Source organism: Levilactobacillus paucivorans (genome assembly GCF_001437125.1).
In the GTDB taxonomy this organism is placed as follows: Bacteria; Bacillota; Bacilli; order Lactobacillales; family Lactobacillaceae; genus Levilactobacillus; species Levilactobacillus paucivorans.
Map to the genome: position 1 here is coordinate 58,504 of NZ_JQCA01000043.1, position 17,904 is coordinate 76,407.

The following is a 17,904-nucleotide window of genomic DNA, read 5'->3' on the forward strand; positions in this document are numbered from 1 at the left end:
GGCTTCCACTTATATTAACTTAGGCCGCGCCTAATTCGCGGGAATGACGGCTCAACAGTAACGCCAAGACAATGTAAATAGTCGCGACTGCCGTGAGCACTAGGAACATACCCTGGTAACCCACAGCTTCGACGACCCAGCCCAAGATGACGGCACCCAGGCCCATCCCCAGGTCGTAGGAATTCAGGAACATCCCCGTCGCTGTATCTCGATTGGCCAACGTCGTTTCTTTAAAGATCCAGGCCTGAAGCGTCGGATAAATGGCCCCATCGGCCACACCGTAAAGGACACCCGCCACCAACAATAACCAGTTGCGATCGACAAAGGCAATCATCAACACACCTGCAGTCAAAAGTACCGTATTCAACAGTAGAATTGCCCGTGGTCCGCGGTGATCGAAGGTCCGACCCACGATCGGTCGAATCACGACCCCGGCAATGGCGGCCACGAAGAAGAACCCGGAGATGACACTCAAATGACGAATCTCCGCGTAAATTGGTGTAAAGGTCATCACGCCACTCATTAAGACCCCTAGGACGAAGACTAAGCCACATTGGGGGAGAAACTGTCTGTCGAATACAGGTGCGGCTTCCACCGTCTCTACGGCCGGCTGGGTGGGTTTGCTGGTACCAAAGATGGCCAACATCGCCGCGAAGAGAATCCCGATACAAGCCAGGAAGAAAACTGCAAACCCGCGGCGATGGACCAGATCCAAGGCCAACAGCGGCGCCAGCGAGGCCGTCACCATGGTTCCGATCCCGAAGTACCCCATCCCCTCACCGATCTTGTCATTCGGCAGTTCGGCTGCCGCTGAAGTGGCGAAATAGGTCGTGGTGATCCCATGTCCGAGACCGTTGAACAATCGCAGAAATACCAGCAAGCCAAAGCTACCGAGTAGCGGGTACCCGACCGCCGCCAAAAGGTAGAGGAGAATTCCGACGACCAGGAGGACCTTTTTACTGAACCGATCCGAGAACCACGGTACGAATAACCGCGTAATCAGGGCCGCAAACATAATCGCCCCCACAAAGATTCCAATTTGCGCCGGTGACATCCCCAAGTGCTTTCCGTAGAGGGGCAGGACTGGCACCTGCATGTTGTAAACCATGAATAGCAAGGCATTCCCGATTAAAATTAAAATAAAATTACGACTCCAGTACGACGTTTGCATGTCAAAATTCCTCCCCTGGAAGACAAAAAAGGCCAAATAAGATGAGCGATCATCTTATCTGGCCTTAACCCTCCGATACCCTGACGAGTACCTTATCTAACTAAATAGTCTTCCGATAGTGTATTAAGTTATCCAAAGTGTAGCGCATCGGACTACCAGAACGCAAGGAGAACTTGACCGACCCCCTAAGCGGTGGACGACCTTTACTATCGATTGTGAGCAACCCTGTTTCACGTGGAACACGCTATGATTAGCTGTCTTGACGGGTTGCCGCGATGTCAATTTCACGAACGTTAACTTCCTGCGGCATATCATAGATAAATTTCACCGTCTGGGCCACGTACTTGGGATCCATGGTTAAGCCGCCCATGGTCTCTTTCCACGCTTCGTAGTCTTTCAGGGCTGCAGCGTCGGTCACGTGCGTCAACAGTTCTGTCTCACCGGCACCGGGCGCCACGAGGGAAATTCGAACGTTGTAGTTAGACACTTCTTGGCGAATCGTTTCCGATAGGCCGTGGACACCAAACTTGCTGGCAACGTAAGCCGCGTGGTTGGCGAAGGCCTTGAATCCGGCGATGGAAGACATGTTGATGATTGTGCCGTGATGACGTTTAACCATGGCTGGCAAGACAATCTGGGTCCCATTGAGCACACCCATCACGTTGGTGTCGAGCATCGTTTGCCATTCCTTCGGATCCTGCCGTTGAACATTTCCTAGCAACATCACACCGGCGTTGTTAATTAGCAGATCCGTCTCACCGTACTTGGTCTCGGCCGCGTGGATCGCTTCGGCCAGGGCGGTCTGATCGGTCACATCGACAGCAGCGACCATCACATTATCAAAGTTTAATGGCAGTTCGCGAATCTTCTCGACTCGCCGACCCAGTAACAACATGGGATAGCCCGCCGCATTAAAGAGTTTGGCATCTTCGGCCCCAAAGCCTGAGCTGGCACCCGTGATGACGATTAAAGGTTTCGTATTAGTCATAAGATAATTCCTCCTAAATTTTTAACAGTCCATGGGACGTGACGATTTCACCGCCACGCCTCAAGCAATAATGGTAGTATAGAATCTAGAGCTAACTCTAGGTCAAGTACTAATTTAAAAATAAAGGAGAAATTGCCATGAGCTATTCAATTGGACAGGTTGCCGATAAGCTATCGATCAGCCCCTACACCTTGCGTTATTACGATAAGGAAGGTCTATTGCCCTTCGTCGACCGTAATCCGGCGGGACGACGGCGGTTTAAAGACAATGACTTTAACTTTCTAGAAGTCATCGTCTGTCTCAAGGAAGCCGGCGTCCCGGTCAAACAAATTGGTAATTTTATCGACCTCTGTATGACCGGTGATACCACCCTTCAAGACCGCTACGACTTTCTCAATGAACACGAGGCCAAGCTGGAAGCAAAGATGGCCCGTCTTCAACACACCCTGGACTTTCTGCGCTGGAAAAAATGGTACTACAAGACAGCGCTCCAGGCCGGGACAGAAAGCATTCACTACCTGCCTGGCACCAATCACGTCGACCCGGCTGTGCACGCTGAATTTAATCAGTTAGTAGCGGATGGTGCCGACCCTAAAGACTTGGGCAATCTGCCAGAAGGGACGGCCAAAGCATGATCACTCTGAAAACTTTGACCCCTGCAAGTTCCCTTTGGACCACGGCCGCTACGCAAATTGGCGCGATCTCCTGGTCAGCGGGGCCCCACCTCGCCCAGGTGATGACCACCGTTACCTGGCAACCCTGGGAACGGGTCATTTACGCCACTGACGGAGACCGCTTTGTGGGGTGTTGTGCCCTGTTGGCCAACGATATCGTTCCAGCCACCGACTACACCCCATTTATCAGTACCGTCTACGTCGATCCCACCTATCGCCAGCGTGGGATCAGCTTGAAATTGGTCCAGACGGCTGAACAGGCAGCGGTCGCAGCCGATATTACCGGCTTGTACATCGTCACCCGGCACGTCGGGCTTTACGAGCACTTAGACTACCAACTAGTTGACCAACAAGACGATCAGTTTGGCCGCCCTAGTCGGATACTTTATAAGGCGCTAAATAAGAATCACTCTTTCACCAATTCAGACAACTTGACGAAAAAACAGTGATTCCATCCTTATGAAATGATCGCTTTTGGGCACCTTAGTATGACTTTAAGATAGGCCCACCATTCTTGAAATGTTTGACCTGTTTGGCATAGTTTACCTTGGCAAACCCGTGTTTCTTATGATAACCGTAATCGGTACAGGCAAAGGTCTTTCCCTTGCGGTACACGGCAAAATCCGCGTTTCGTGCCAGGACGAAGCCATTCTTCGCGATATGGCCTTTGAGACGATAGAGATGTTTCCCAACCTTTTTGTATTTGAGGTGGGACATGATCTGAACTGGCATGTTGGAGACGCCCATCTCAAACCGCGACTTGGTCAGCGTGAATGCGGCTCCGAACCCCTCTGCCGAAGAGGTCCGTTTGGCCTGAAAATTACCGCGTAAGGCCTTGGGGCTGCCTTTGTGCCACTTGGCCGCGCTGGCCGACGTGGGAATCGCCCCACCTACTAAGAGTGCCGCCAGGGTGACAAACACCACTTTACCGAATTTTGTCATTATTTTTCCTCCAAGGATTGCCTGACTGGGTCTCGCCCCTTTATTAAAATAATCATTAACAGGGCTAACGACTTGTTGCTCTCACTATAACTTGTGGCCCAACCAGCGTCAATCAGAACGTGCTATAAATACTGTTATACCGCGCAAAAGGCCCTCCAGCCACGACATTTTCGTCGCCTCTGGAGGACCTTTTTTCTGGTATTTAATTGTTAGTCTTGACGCTTGGCGCGCTTGAACCCAAACAGAGATCCAATCACTGCCAGCAGTGCCAGCCCCCACCAGGATGAGGTTTGTTGATCACTGGTTTGTGGCAAGGTTGTGGCCTTGGCAGGAGCTAATTTAGCCGCTGCTTGACCCTTGGTTGCCAGTTGTGTTGCCTTGGCCCCCGAGCCCTTAACGGCCGTCTTCTTAGCCGGCTTGTTCGTCGTTACCTTGGCAGCCTGACTGCCCTTCTTGGCCGGTGTCGTTGGCTTAGAAGGCTTGTTAGGCGTCACGACTGCAGGCTTACCACCATTTTCAACAGCTTGGTAGGTGTAGATCACGTCCTGGCTAGCTGCCGTGTAAACACCGCTGGCATTAGCTGGCGTTGTAGCCAGCTTGTAACCGTCGAGGCTCTTAGGAACTGTCGTGTAGGCCTGACCAACTGTCCCAGTTAACGTATCATCGGGTGCCAGTTGCTTGCCGGCTACCGTTTGGTAGTGGACCGTAACTGTACCGTCCGTAACGGGTTGGCCGGGATCGACTGGAGTAACAGGTGGTGTGACGGGCTTACCATTCGCCTTGTAGTACACATAAATATCACTGTTAACATCTTGGATGGTCCCGCTGAGTGTCTGATCCGTCAGTGTGCCATTCCCTTCAACCCGGTCGAAGTCATAACCGTCAACCTTAGGTAGGTCAACACTCCAGGCCGTATCTTTCTTCCCGGATTCCTTGACGATCTTGTCACCGATCGCGTTGCCGTCTTCATCAACCAGGTAAATCTTCTGTAGCGGGTTGAAGAGTAGCGTGATATTTTGGGCATCGCTGTCATAAGTCACCGTCGAACTCTCGGTAGTCGCCGTGAGAGCCTGGTTGTATTTAGCGGGCTTTTCATAGGTGAATCCACGATCCTCGAGATCCGCGATAGCCTTTTGAACCGAGGCGTCATTCAAGACATCCAAGGTTGAGCCAGTTTTACCACTCAGGATAGTAAATGGCGCAATCTTAACGCCACCGTCGAGTTGGAAGGCAACTGTCACAGCGCCAACGCTAGCATCTAAGGTGTAAGGGACGACGATACTTCCGCCAAAGGTCAGACCATTGGGTGCAGCTGGAGTCGTGAGGTCATTGTGCCGACTGAGATCCCAGATCAATTTCACTCGGCCAGTCCCATCAGCATTCGTCGTTAGCTGACTCCAAGTCGACCAGTTTCCGGCACCAATCATGCCTTCAACTCCAGTTGATTGCGGATCACCTTGCATAAATTCATTAAAGTCGTACAGATTGTCGTAGGCAAAGGACCAGGTCGATAATTCAGACGTCGCAGGATTTAAGGCAACTTGATCTGTCGTCCAAGTTTGGTTGCCTGCTGAAATCATATAATAAGGATCCGTCCCAATAAACGGCTTCCAATCAAGCCCTAGGACCGGCGTAATATCGTAAATATGGTTACCACCGAAACTCATATTACGTGGCGTCGCCGTGATATTACGAAGAGGAGAAAGATCAGAAATATTGTTGTTTGAAAAGGAAACACTGGACAGGTTAACCAACTTGGCTAAAGGCTTCAAACTCGTAATTTTATAAGGACTATCGGTCTGCGTTTGCGAGAAGTTAATTGTCTGTAAAGCTGTTAAGTTAGACACAAAATCTATGTTCGTAATATCATTATTGGACAAGTTAAGCGTAGTAAGTCCTGTCAAACCAGATAGTGCCGCCGTATCACTATCAGAGATTTGATTCCCGCTCAAATTTAAACTCGTTAACTGGGTAAGCCCTGCAAGAGCCGAAATGTCTGATAACTCCCCGTGCTGACCACTCTTCCCCCACTTCTTGCTGGCAGCCGAGTCGGGTACGATAGCCAACGTTGTCAGACTCTTAGCGTACTGCAGACCTTCTAAAGATTTGACATTGATAACTGCATTATAGAAATCTTGATCATTCTGTTGCTTATTAGCTTTGTCATTCCACAGATCGATCTTTGTCAACTCTCCCAAAAGATCCGTGTTGATCTGCGAGACATCTGTGATCTCCGGATGTGTTTGTTGAATAGCATATAAGACCACCTGTTGAAGATTCTTATCTGGGATAAGATCATCCACTGTCGGCGTGGCTACCTTTGGAGTTGGCATAGATCTCAACATACTGGATCGCTTTGGCGTTGTTAGTGTATTTTCAGGTTGCTGCTTACCCGTATTCGACGCATTCGTAGTATCAGCTGGCGTTTCAACATCTTTCTTAGCGGGGTCTTCAGGATCTTTGTTTTCCTGATCCTTAGGGATCGTTTCATCTTTTGTTGTGTCGGAATCTGATGTAGGTGCTGGGGTCTCGGGAACTGAGGGGGCAACGGGGCCCTGTTCAGACTTAGTATCTGTGGCCGGCTTCTTAAGCGGGACCTGTGGCTGTTGTTCTTGACCAGTCACAGTCTTTCCCGTTGTATCATTAGCTCCACTAGCAGTATCGGCATGTGCGACTTCAGTTGTCGCTAATCCCATGGTTCCCAGTGTTAACGCAACTGCGCTTGTGAGCAGCCACCGATTTTGATGTTGTTTTCTTGTTAGTTTCTGATCCATTTTCATTTTTAAGTCCCCTGTCGTTAATGACAATTCCCTAGTCGTTATTAGTCAGCAATATGTAGTTTATTTAATGGTCACATTTAATATAACACCGTTAATTGTTTTTAACAATACTGTGAACGTTCATTCTACGTCACTTTTTCTTCATGAAACCAATCCAGCACTACTGTGCCAAGGGATAGCAGGAATTTCAGATAATTTTGGTTTAAATTAGGTGTTATGTAATATCAGTCATAGATTGAGCCTAAAGTGTTGGTGTAACAGTGTCCTTATAGTGTTTATTTCTAAGTCTCAATTTTTTATCATCATTGTTTCACTCACTGTGATTTGAGGTGATCATGTGTCATTATCTATACTCTCCACTAGATATTCATCATCTATTGGTACATATAAAAACCGGTAAAAATTCCTCATCAACAAGGAACTCTTACCGGTAAAAGCTGTTACTTTTCAATTCATCCTCACATACGTGGGGAGTACAGCGCCTTGAGGTTAGCAATAATTTCGGAATCAGGATCATCCCCACATACGTGGGGAGTACGTAATGATTATATGGAAACGCTCCGAACGATTAGGATCATCCCCACATACGTGGGGAGTACGGATCTGACTTTTAAACACGCCTCTGGGGCCAAGGATCATCCCCACATACGTGGGGAGTACAAGTAACTCAATTAGCTTAGTAAGTGATTTAGAGGATCATCCCCACATACGTGGGGAGTACGTATCTCTATAACCATACCATGAGGCCAAATTAGGATCATCCCCACATACGTGGGGAGTACCCAGGGCTAACAGGTGCTTTAAATTTTTCTTGGGGATCATCCCCACATACGTGGGGAGTACAAACACTTTCCCTAAATGCGGGAAGGTCTTGGAGGATCATCCCCACATACGTGGGGAGTACTTGGTGAAAGAAGTGACGATTCCGCAGCGGTCTGGATCATCCCCACATACGTGGGGAGTACATCACGTCTATTTGAAAAAGCGCTTTACCTTTGGGATCATCCCCACATACGTGGGGAGTACTCCAAGCGCTACAAATTCCATTGGAGCTACTGGGGATCATCCCCACATACGTGGGGAGTACACTAAAGAAACGCAGTCATACCGCGGTTCTCAAATTTTCAAAACGCCTGTTTCATTCAGTTTGGTTGCTAAATCCAAAGTCGCTTGAGCATCGGCTAACGCTTGATGAGGGGTCTTATTCTCAATACCATAATCATCCAGCACCGTCTCTAACCGATAATTATCCAAAAACTTGTTAGCTTTCTTAACTACCGGCATCAGATCTACCATTTGATTACCTAGATCTGTTGAATCAATCCTTTTAAAACCAGCCGTCAAGAAAGTTTCGTCAAAGTGTAGGTTATACCCGATCAGTGGCCTATCACCAATGAACGCCTTAAAGTCCCGCAAACCGGCAGCCAAACTAACTCCCTTTTCATTTAATAATTCAGAAGTTAGTCCAGTTAGGCTCACCACATTTTTAGGAATTGGTTTATCAATCTGAATTAATTGGTAAAAGCTCTCAATGGCTTCGCCCTTTACCTGTTTAACGGCACCGATCGACATAATTTCATCTTCAATGGGATCCAAACCAGTCGTCTCAAGATCAATCGCAATCAGGGTTGGTGGTGCACCTACTGGCTTTTTATTGGCCAGCTTACGCGTCATCACCTTAGCCTGGTGGAACTTGGCGGCATTACTGAACCCGTGCTTTACCGGGCCAGTCGCCTCGTTCAGATGCATCATCAATGGAATTCCATCGAAATCAACCACGTCGCGATCTTTACGCGTGGTACGAAAGGTATATCCTAATTCATTATTAGCATTATAGACCATGGTGGCTTCACCATGGCCTATATTTTTCATGATTCGATCCCACAACATATCCCGAATCCGAGCGCTCACGTTGCCGACGTAGACTCCCGTCTGGATCTCTTGATACCACTTGGTAAGGTCCCCTCGTAACGACCTGGGGACTTTTGTTAACGTCACTACAATCATGAGCGACCATCTTCCTGAAGCTCATGGTATTGAACGCCAAACTTCTGGAGTCCCATCCGATCATCCCACAAGCTCACGACATCAATTTCACTCTCGTCGTCGCTCATACCTAGCAAAGCTTTTAAATCTCGTACCATGCGAGCTAGCAACTTGCCATCTACGAAAGCATCGCGCATGGCCCGCCGCGTTCTGGCCCCAATATCCGGGTCGTTACCGAACTTGGCCGTCACCTGAAAGGCAATCGGAATGGAATACTCCGCCTTGTAAAGATCGGCAAAATCGTAAACGAAAGAAAGGTCATGGCCCGTATGGACGAAGCCCAGCCCGGCCGAAGCACCTAACGCTGAAATAACACTGTAACTCAGACCATAAACAGCTTGATGTGCCGCCGTCAACGCCTTGTTAATCGGCGTCCCCGAATCGAAGTCATCCGGATTGTACTCGCGATGCGACCATGCCACCCCAGTTGCCTGAGACTGTTCCAAGTAGACGCGACGAACCCGTGCGCCTTCCTTTCCTCGTAGCTGTTGCATGGTTAACCCCGAAACATCGTCATTAGGAAAACGCATCTGATACATCTGCCTGGCGACCATTAACCGAGTACGTTTATTCGAAACGAGCCGAGCTTGGGCCTCGATTAGAGCCGAAGAGTGGTTCAGTGGCCGGCCGTAAGCATACTGCCGAACCCCACGCTCTCCGACCCAAATTGCCCCTAATCCGGCTTCACCAATCAGTTCCATGGCACGGTGGGTCATATCCACACCTGGTCCCAGCATCAGCACACTGATAACTGCTGCGGGAACATAGACAATTCCTCGGGAATCCATCACCTGAATGGCACTGTCCCGCCGATTTAACTTTACGTGTTCCAAGTATAAGAAAGTTGTTCGATCACCAACTCGGCCCAACTCACGCCGTTCTGGCTTTTTAGCCCCAACTTGCTTACCCATTCTATCAAGCCTCCGGAATCACCGTCATTAACCCCATACCAAAGGCTTTTTCACGTCCAAGTCCTTTGGTCAGCGTCTGCTTAAATTCGTCCACATCAGCCACCCGCAGCAGACCTTCAAAGGTCACGCGGCTCAATCGCACACCATGACCAGCCTTCCGATGGAGCATTGGCCACTCCCGGTTCACAATATCAAAGGCCAACGTTGACTCTGGATCATCTGAATCTACTGATTCTTGTTTGACGATCTGGAACCCGGCCTTTTCAGCTCGTTTTTCCAGCCAGCCTCGCTGTTGGGCGACCGTAATGTGGGGAACCACTCGTCCCTGCTTCTGGCCAGGCTTAATGATCGAATACGTGGGGTTTGCCGTTAAACGAAATTGGAAAATCTGTCCTTCATGAATACTGTCTAACAGGCGATCATAAGACTTAGTCATCGCCGTTCCGGCTACCCCATAGGTCACCAATTGGTCGAGATCTGGAACCGATTCACTGAGGACTAGCAAGTACTTCTTGCCGGCCAACCGGTCGATCCGCCATAAGTGTCGCGTCCGTTGTCCCGCCGCAATCTCTTGGGGGAAGCTCTGCTCAACCCAGTTATGATAGGCACCAAGGTGCGTTAAATCTTTGGTTTTAGCGCGATTATTCACGTCAATTTCAACTCTTGATAAGTACATGCTGACTCCTTCCTAGATTGCGCCGAAAGCATCATGGGTCGTTTCCGGTTCGCTCTCCTGAGAATTTAAATTAGTTAGATCAACCGTTGTTCTGGCAATCGCCCGAAAGCCGTAGCGCCGATCACGTTGATCGAAGGAGACGACGCGGTCTTTGACCATGGCACTCTGCTTACCCGAGAGTAAGTTGGCATCGGCCACAATTTCTAAGCGACGGCTTTTGCTTCGTTTCTGATACCGTTTGTTTGCCTGCCACGGAAGCTGTTCTAACACCGCCACGGGAGTCTTGTCTGGGAACTCCTGCGTCTCGAGAACACCGGCTGGAACATTCGAACGACGACCAAGAAATAATTGGAAGTGTGGGTGATGTAAGGCCACATTGATTTTTTCAATCAGCTGACTATCATCACTACCCAGCGCAACAACGAACACCGCGTCTTGAATATAATCCCGATAGGTAATCTTACGGGTATCTTTTTTCCATTCAACCGTTTGGAAGTCCGTCAAATTCCGACCAATTTGATCGATTCTAACGGCAAAACGTAAATCATTTAATGCCACGATCCGCTCATCATTCCGGCGGTATCCTAAGGCAGCCGCAACCATCCCGATCACCGCACTTTTTGTGGGGTAATCATTCGTTGTCCGTCGCGTAAATGACGCTTCATTTCCGTACGACTGTAAGGGTGCGGTGAGTTTAATCGTTAGTGTTTTCATCTGGAACCACCTTCGATAACGTCTCAGTGACCTTGTCTAAAAGTTCAGATAAATTGGCCACACTATCACCAATTTGTGAATCTGGCTTGCCTAAGATGAAGTTTGCGAGGGGTTCCTCAACAAAGCTCTTTGTGCGGTCGTACTCATCGTCCAACCGCTTAATAGAAGGTTCAACATACCCGCCGTCTGAATGAACGGGGTTCTCGAAGGCCGAAACCAAATTAACCGGCGTGTCGGTTCGAATCGTAACCATGACATAGCTTGGCAACGTCTTATTCGCAAAGGTATTCTGCTTCCCAGTCGGCATCGAGAGGACGAAGTCTTTAATGAAATCCGCTGCCCCATGGATGGCATCTTCCGAATTAAGGTTGTAGACCAATTCGTTCATATTCACATTGGCATAACGGTAGAGGGTTGCTGAATTATAGTCAATCGTCCCTAGCATAGCCGCACCGGTCGTGTCATCGGCCTGAGCATCATCGACCGCCGTAAAGTAATCATATTCTGGAATCACTTCATGCGTGGAAACAGCATGAGCAACTTGGGCTGAGGCATCCACATTTAATTCTGGATTGTCCGCTACCATCCGGCCAAACAAGGCCAAATCTAGTGATTGGTCACCCTTCAGAACTTTTTTAACATCCTTTTTATCCAGTTCTTCATTATCTAGGGCATATTGCGCCAACTTGCGAAGCTGACCCTCGCTAACGAACAGCAGCGCACCGGTCTCGTTTTCCTTATTCAACTTGATTGAAGCTGCTTTGAAGATATCACCGACCTTGCCCATGGCTACGTCGTCATCTAAGCTTGGATCCAGCGTCTTTAATTCGTCAGCCAGTAAGGTAGCGGCCTTCTTTGTCCGTTTTCCAGTAGCCACGTTTTCTTTGCTGAAACGGTCACGAACGGCTTTTTTCCAACTCTGGGAGGAAACCCGAGCCCGCGTCACACCGCCATAGAAGGCCGTCTTAGGAGCACCCGTATCATCACGATTAATGTTGGATGATGGCACGGTTTGTAACACATTCAAATCAACATATAAGTTAGTCATTATTTTTCTCTCCCTTAGCGTTATCTGCTTGTCTGAAGTACTGTTGTCCCCAAAGTAACCGAATTCGGCTGGCTTGTTCGTAATTCACTTGTAGCCAATAGAGGTCATGTGCTAGCTGAGCAAAGTCAATCCGCTGGTTATTCCCATGCGATTTCAAAATGCTAATCAAGTGAGACAACTCGTTAAGCACGCCAGCCACGTTCGTTGTCGCTAAAAGTGGCTGCACGCGGCGGTCCATGGCAACTCGTAAATCGTCATTTCCTCGTAAATTGCCTAAGGCCCCAAAGAGTGTTTGCCCTTTGGCATCCGCACCTTGAGCTGGTGCATAAACACAGAATTCCTGGTTTCCTTGTTGATAAACCGCATAGAACCGAATGGCCGTGTACACCGCCACTTCTTCTCGCGTTGGCACTCCATTCTTGCTAAGTTGATGACCACTTAAGTTGGCCATTAACAGTGGCCACACCTTCTGCGCCCGTTGACTCGTCACAGTCGGTGCATTTCTCAAATTAGCTAACATTGCCTTATCTGCCGCGCCGTCTCGATAAATCGAGTGAATTATTCGACCGGCAATCTGTTTAAGTTCATCTGCCATAGACCCTCATCACTCCTTCTTCAACTCAAGATGTTTCCGGACATTCCCCATCAAGCGGTTCTTGGCCGTAAAAATATTCAAAGGCCCATGGTCAGTAGAAATCCCCTTAACATCTCTGGGCGAACTGGCCTGCATCACATCATTAACCGATGCCACCACAATTCTTTGCAACGTCTGCTTCCATAAGGTGATTTTTTCTTCTCGATTATCCAGATCGGTCAGGCCTTCTAGCCATTCCTTAAAGGGCGCATTCAACTGTTCGTAGAATTTCGCACTCATCCCACTGGCAAACGGCCGAACGTCTAAACTACGGATTCTGCCAATGTCACTGGCAAAATGGAAGTAGTCCGTCCCGATTATTTGTGTGAGGGCAATGGTGTCTTCAATCCGTGTTGGCCACCGTCTCAACGATTCATTCTGATCATCGCTGGGGAACAGGACATCAGCCTGCAGCTGCATGTCATCAACGACCTCCGCCGCTGGTGATTGCGAGGTCGCAATTCCATCGCTAATCAATGCCACTGAATTCAAAATCAACGGAGCCTTACGTGAAATCAATTTTTTCTTTTTCAGTTTGTGTAACCAAACGACAATTCCTGGTTCATGGACATCGTCTGACTGCCGAACCTTGACATATTGGCCAAAGTTGCGCCACATCGCGATTCCTAAAGACCGTAATCCCTTGACCGCCGGCCGATAGGCATGTTCTTTTTTATCAAAACGCCAAGTCGTCATCGGCTCAATCAGAGCGTCTTCATAGTCAAATATCGGAATCCCCGCACTGAAAATATGAGGAATACCAGATTCGTCCCACTCGATATGTAAGATCCGCGACCAGGTCGTATACAGTTCAGCCAAATTATCTGGCAGAAGCTGGGCCTTTCGGTGCGTCACATAGTCTCGAACGGACTTGTATTCCCAAACCGGCTTAGGTAACGTGTATTCAACCTCATCCTGCCACTCATTCACCAGAATTAAATTCAGCAATAACGTTTCAAAAAGAGACTTTCCCTTAGCGAATACGGGATTAATTCGATAGATCCAACCTGCTGAATTCGAAAATTTTTCATCAGTCACAACCTTGGACTTGTCGGTCACGCCGGTAAAGTTCTGATAGCTGATAATCCAACGAACCAGTTCATCCAATGGTAAGTCATTCTTAGTTTCTCCTGCTCTCGGCGCAAAGATGGCCGGCGTATGCCCACTTTCTGAAACCTGACGATTAAGTTGCTTAATGGCAACCTGCCCCTTACCCCCGGCAACGCGCTTTACTTCGGGAACCAAGGCATCGTAATCTTCCGTGGTCACTTGATAGAACGGATGGGGGCCAAAGAAATCAAACTCATCAGCATGCGTCTTTAGATACTGCGTCACCACTGATGAAAATTTGCCGGCTTGGCTCAAATTCTGCCAGGTCTTGAATAAGTCATCTTCGCTGTCATCTTCATCAAATTCATCTGCATCAATGTTAACTTCTGACTTTTCATTTATTGCGAGCCAGTTATACAGCTTACCCTCGGTATCGAATCGCGAATAGATAGTTGTCAAGATAGCTAGTAGAAGCCGTAAGATCGCTAAATCTTGGCTCCGCATGTCGCCAGCTAATTGACGATAGCGGTGCGCATTTTCAAATAAATCAATCAGTGATACTGTTCGTTCTTGATTATCGTCTAGCGTGATGACTTTGATCCACGGCTCCGTGGTTAAATTAAAACTTTCATTGTCCACGATTGTCATCCTCCTGTACATACTTAAGTCCTAGTTTTGAAGAATACGTTAGGTGCCAGCCTTCAAAGGTTACTGAGAGGTCCTTGTCTAACGGCAATACTAGCGATCCCTTGAGCCAGACATCACTTTGCCAGCCTAAAAAGTAGCGGCTGGTTAGCGTCTCGAGAGCCTTAATCGCCTTATCAACCTTATCAGGACTTGGTGTAATCACAAACGGAAGCCGAATAATTTGCTGAGCGATCTCTTTTGAATGAACATCTGTCAGAGGTCGACCATCCAGTAAGAAATTTCCTTCCTCCGTGTGCTGAACCAAAATAACTTCCAAGGTTTCTTTGATATCACGAACAGCTGCACTGGCCTGTTGATCATCATTACCAGTATTGCCCAGATCGCGACTCAGCCAGCCATGAATTGTGGCTCCAACTTTGAGTTTCGGTGCCCCCACTTGAAAACGATGAGCTTTTCCTTTTTCATTCTCAAGATCTTTTTTGAACTTAGCTTTAGCCTCATCGATATCTGCAATTTCACTATCCGTCTTGGGGTCGTAAACCTCCTGGACTAGTGGTGAAATGTCGTTTGGTAAGGTGATCTCATCCTTTAAAAAGTGATCCGTCTTCATGAGGAGGTACTGACCATAAACAGTCCCACTGCCGGACTCATATTCATTTGTTCCTTCAATCCCCATGACAAACAGTTGTGGACTTTGTAGTGCCGCGGGTCGCTCAATTTGGTGTCGATGAAGCCGTCCAGCCCGTTGAAGGATCAAATCCATTGGCGCGATATCCGTATACATAACATCGAAATCAATGTCCAGTGATTGTTCTAGAACCTGCGTTCCAATCACGATCATTTTATCTGGACGTATGCCTTTTCCACCGATTGCATCCTGTATTTTAGTTTCCTGCACCGACCGATCATTAGCCAGAAATGCTGAATGCATCACCATCAATTGAATATCAGGTGGCACTAATTGCGCCAGTCTCTGCGCCCGTTTAACTGTGTTAACAATAATTCCTGCAACACCGCCATCACTAATCTTATGTACTGCGTGAGCAATGAGATCCTCGTCTAGAAGATCCAACCGCTTAACTTGGATGTGAGCTGGTTGCTGGTCACTTTTACCTAGAAATGATGTCGTCTGTTTGATCTGACGACCATCCAAAATGCTTAGTAATGGATAGGCCTGTGTCTCTTTCCAGCCTTCCGGTACAACCAATTTCCGAACATACTTTTTCCCATACTTCCCAAGTAGATAGGCCTCTAGAAGTGCATTGCGTTTTGCTTTCGGCAAGGTCGCTGACAGAATGACGATGGGCACATGGTAAGCCCCTAGCCAATTGACTGCCTTATACAAGTATTGATTCATATAGGCATCATAGGCATGGACCTCATCAATCACGACCACTTTGCCACTAAAACCCAGGTGTCGTAAGAACAGGTGCTTTTGTTTCAGCCCCATTAGCAAGAGATTATCAATTGTGCCAACCGTGAACTTCGATAGAATAGACTTTTTGCCAGAAAACCAACTATTAACCACAACATCCCCATGGCCATCTGCCTCACCATAGACGTTTGAAGCATCTGGAAGGCTTCGATATGTTTTGTTAAATTGTGCCTTACTGTGCATCAGCTTGATTTCAAACTTTTCATCTTGAAGCTCAGCTAAAAATTTTAACCATTTATTAACTCGGTTAAACATCGCGTTGGTTGTTGCTTGAGTCGGTAGTCCCATGAACAGGCCATCGCTCCCTGTCATATACGCCAATTGTTCGACAGCAAGTAACGCAATCTCAGTCTTTCCCCGTCCCATTGGTGCCTCAACGATCACCATACCCGGATCGAGTGCTTTTCCAATTGCCTGACTCATGGACCTCTGTACGGGGCGTGGCTTGAATTTCCAACGATCCATATAGACCTGATTCAGATCGTTTAGTTCAATTCGTTGTGGTTGCCACTCCCCACCGATGGACCAGTTCCCCATAGCTCGTCTAAAGCGTGAACTCACATCAATATCTTGATATGCCTGGTCCAACGGAATCAGTGGAAAAAGCGGCTTTTCCTGTTGATAATCTAGATATTCACTTGATGCCAGCCAATCAGCCATAATCAACAAGCCTTCTAAGACAACGGCCTGCGGTTGCGTAATATCAGGAATGTCCGCCACTTCTTGATAGCCTGAAGTGATCAGCCCATACTCGAATAACTCTTTCTGCGCAGCTTTCCATGGTTCCTGAACCTTAGGGTCGACATCATCTTGATAGAAGTTTGCTGTGTAATCGTCAATTTGGTTCTCTGGTGCTTCTTTAGCCGGCTTCCCGTGATGGCCACCAATGATAGCCCCGATGGACTCAGGGACGCCAAGGCCTTCAATAATAGCCTCACCAGCTAGGGCGTGAGGAGACTGACTTGCAGAAGCAAGTACGACTTCCTCTAGTCCTCGAAATCCACCTTGAGCCAGCCGAGATCTAAGATCCTCCTCCAACGAATCGTCGTGATCATAGGATTTCTTAGTTTGAAAGGCTGCGGTGCCTTTACCGATATCATGTATAAAACCTACAAATTTAACCAGTCTCTGTGTCTCTTCCTCTGACAATCGTCCCGTCAATAACCGCTGCTGGTCTGGGCTCAACCAGTTAGCAAATAAATAGTTAATCGTGTTCTGTGTGTCGATTAAATGCACAATCAAGGGCAACCAGGATTGATGCCCGTCCTCAGTACGTTTCTTAGCCCAAAGTACCGATGTTCGATCAGATATCTTTATCGCCATATGTACATCCTCTTAACTATTTCTTTTTAACGATTGTAGGCCGTTCAATAAGACGTCGAAAGCCTGATGCCATCGTATCTTTGAAGATACAGATAAAGACGGTTTAAGTCAATATAGACGTCTTACGAAATAATAAGTAGTGTTTTCTAATTATTTTAATATCGAAATTTGTAGCCTTAAACCCAGTATTATCAACCACTGTAGGCATGTGCACTCATTTTATCATATCTAGAGATACCCGGTTGAGCATTCTCACACCTTAAACAGTAGCGGCACCTTTCTAGATATTTAGCGTACCAACTAACCTAGCTTCTATTTCTACACATTTCTGTTTAGAAACATCTCTCACTTAATGAATAAATACTCTTAAGCTTTTCCACATATGTGAGTAACTCTCTTGTGACTCGAAAGGGATCGTAAAAAATCATCCCTACATACGTGGGGAGTGCTCACTGGCCACCATTCGGTACTGGAAGTTCATGGGATCATCCCCACATACGTGGGGAGTACCAAAGATCGAAGAAGGATAATCGTTTTTTGTGAGGATCATCCCCACATACGTGGGGAGTACCGATCAGTTAGATCTGAGCGATGAGGACAAGCGGGATCATCCCCACATACGTGGGGAGTACCAGACTATATTGATGAAGCGCCATTTAAGATGAGGATCATCCCCACATACGTGGGGAGTACCCTTTTCTGCATGCTCGATCCCCATCGCCTCGAGGATCATCCCCACATACGTGGGGAGTACCCATTCTAGTAATAGGCGATCACTATTGGCATAGGATCATCCCCACATACGTGGGGAGTACACTAAAGAATCCCTGCTACACCAACGTTTCAATTTTCTGAAACAGTCCG

General features: G+C 47.8%; 14 protein-coding genes and 2 CRISPR repeat arrays. Of the genes, 2 read left to right on the top strand and 12 right to left on the bottom strand.

Annotated elements, in window-relative coordinates; all coding sequences use genetic code 11:
• Nucleotides 1-19 precede the first annotated feature (19 nt).
• On the bottom strand, nt 20-1,171 hold the full coding sequence (locus tag IV54_RS04255) for an MFS transporter (protein WP_057878164.1): 1,152 nt from the start codon (nt 1,169-1,171) through the stop codon (nt 20-22).
• A 250-nt stretch (nt 1,172-1,421) separates the two neighbouring features.
• Nucleotides 1,422-2,159: an SDR family oxidoreductase gene (locus tag IV54_RS04260; RefSeq protein ID WP_057878165.1), complete on the bottom strand. Its 738-nt coding sequence runs from the start codon at nt 2,157-2,159 to the stop codon at nt 1,422-1,424.
• 137 nt (nt 2,160-2,296) lie between these two features.
• Between IV54_RS04260 and IV54_RS04265 the strand changes: the two genes are divergently transcribed.
• Nucleotides 2,297-2,794 (top strand): MerR family transcriptional regulator, encoded by a 498-nt coding sequence (locus IV54_RS04265; protein ID WP_057878166.1) that lies wholly within the window; start codon nt 2,297-2,299, stop codon nt 2,792-2,794.
• Nucleotides 2,791-3,282: a GNAT family N-acetyltransferase gene (locus IV54_RS04270; RefSeq protein ID WP_057878167.1), complete on the top strand. Its 492-nt coding sequence runs from the start codon at nt 2,791-2,793 to the stop codon at nt 3,280-3,282. The genes IV54_RS04265 and IV54_RS04270 overlap by 4 nt, the downstream gene beginning before the upstream one ends.
• Nucleotides 3,283-3,316: 34 nt before the next feature.
• Here IV54_RS04270 and IV54_RS04275 read toward each other — a convergent pair whose 3' ends face one another.
• From IV54_RS04275 to IV54_RS04320, 10 genes are all read right to left on the bottom strand, one after another.
• Nucleotides 3,317-3,775 (bottom strand): hypothetical protein, encoded by a 459-nt coding sequence (locus IV54_RS04275; RefSeq protein ID WP_057878168.1) that lies wholly within the window; start codon nt 3,773-3,775, stop codon nt 3,317-3,319.
• A gap of 209 nt (nt 3,776-3,984) precedes the next feature.
• Nucleotides 3,985-6,555, bottom strand: a complete 2,571-nt coding sequence (locus IV54_RS04280) for a MucBP domain-containing protein (protein ID WP_057878169.1) — start codon at nt 6,553-6,555, stop codon at nt 3,985-3,987.
• Nucleotides 6,556-7,004: 449 nt separating this feature from the next.
• Nucleotides 7,005-7,642: a CRISPR direct-repeat array (repeat unit 28 nt; unit sequence GGATCATCCCCACATACGTGGGGAGTAC).
• A 29-nt stretch (nt 7,643-7,671) separates the two neighbouring features.
• Complete coding sequence (gene cas2e, locus IV54_RS04285) at nt 7,672-8,562, bottom strand: type I-E CRISPR-associated endoribonuclease Cas2e (RefSeq protein WP_057878170.1); 891 nt, start codon at nt 8,560-8,562, stop codon at nt 7,672-7,674.
• Nucleotides 8,559-9,512: a type I-E CRISPR-associated endonuclease Cas1e gene (cas1e, locus tag IV54_RS04290; RefSeq protein ID WP_057878171.1), complete on the bottom strand. Its 954-nt coding sequence runs from the start codon at nt 9,510-9,512 to the stop codon at nt 8,559-8,561. Before cas1e ends, cas2e begins: the two co-directional genes overlap by 4 nt.
• A 4-nt stretch (nt 9,513-9,516) precedes the next feature.
• Complete coding sequence (gene cas6e, locus IV54_RS04295; RefSeq protein ID WP_057878172.1) at nt 9,517-10,188, bottom strand: type I-E CRISPR-associated protein Cas6/Cse3/CasE; 672 nt, start codon at nt 10,186-10,188, stop codon at nt 9,517-9,519.
• Nucleotides 10,189-10,200: 12 nt separating this feature from the next.
• On the bottom strand, nt 10,201-10,902 hold the full coding sequence (gene cas5e / locus IV54_RS04300; RefSeq protein WP_057878173.1) for a type I-E CRISPR-associated protein Cas5/CasD: 702 nt from the start codon (nt 10,900-10,902) through the stop codon (nt 10,201-10,203).
• Nucleotides 10,883-11,953 carry a type I-E CRISPR-associated protein Cas7/Cse4/CasC gene (gene cas7e, locus IV54_RS04305; protein ID WP_162259315.1) on the bottom strand — a complete coding sequence of 357 codons (1,071 nt, stop codon included), beginning with the start codon at nt 11,951-11,953 and terminating at the stop codon, nt 10,883-10,885. Before cas7e ends, cas5e begins: the two co-directional genes overlap by 20 nt.
• Nucleotides 11,943-12,545, bottom strand: a complete 603-nt coding sequence (casB, locus tag IV54_RS04310; RefSeq protein ID WP_057878175.1) for a type I-E CRISPR-associated protein Cse2/CasB — start codon at nt 12,543-12,545, stop codon at nt 11,943-11,945. Before casB ends, cas7e begins: the two co-directional genes overlap by 11 nt.
• A gap of 9 nt (nt 12,546-12,554) precedes the next feature.
• Nucleotides 12,555-14,282 carry a type I-E CRISPR-associated protein Cse1/CasA gene (locus IV54_RS04315; RefSeq protein ID WP_164478997.1) on the bottom strand — a complete coding sequence of 576 codons (1,728 nt, stop codon included), beginning with the start codon at nt 14,280-14,282 and terminating at the stop codon, nt 12,555-12,557.
• Nucleotides 14,263-17,040 (bottom strand): CRISPR-associated helicase/endonuclease Cas3, encoded by a 2,778-nt coding sequence (locus IV54_RS04320; protein ID WP_057878177.1) that lies wholly within the window; start codon nt 17,038-17,040, stop codon nt 14,263-14,265. The genes IV54_RS04315 and IV54_RS04320 overlap by 20 nt, the downstream gene beginning before the upstream one ends.
• Nucleotides 17,041-17,460: 420 nt before the next feature.
• Nucleotides 17,461-17,855: direct repeats of the CRISPR family, unit length 29 nt; unit sequence AGGATCATCCCCACATACGTGGGGAGTAC.
• Nucleotides 17,856-17,904 lie beyond the last annotated feature (49 nt).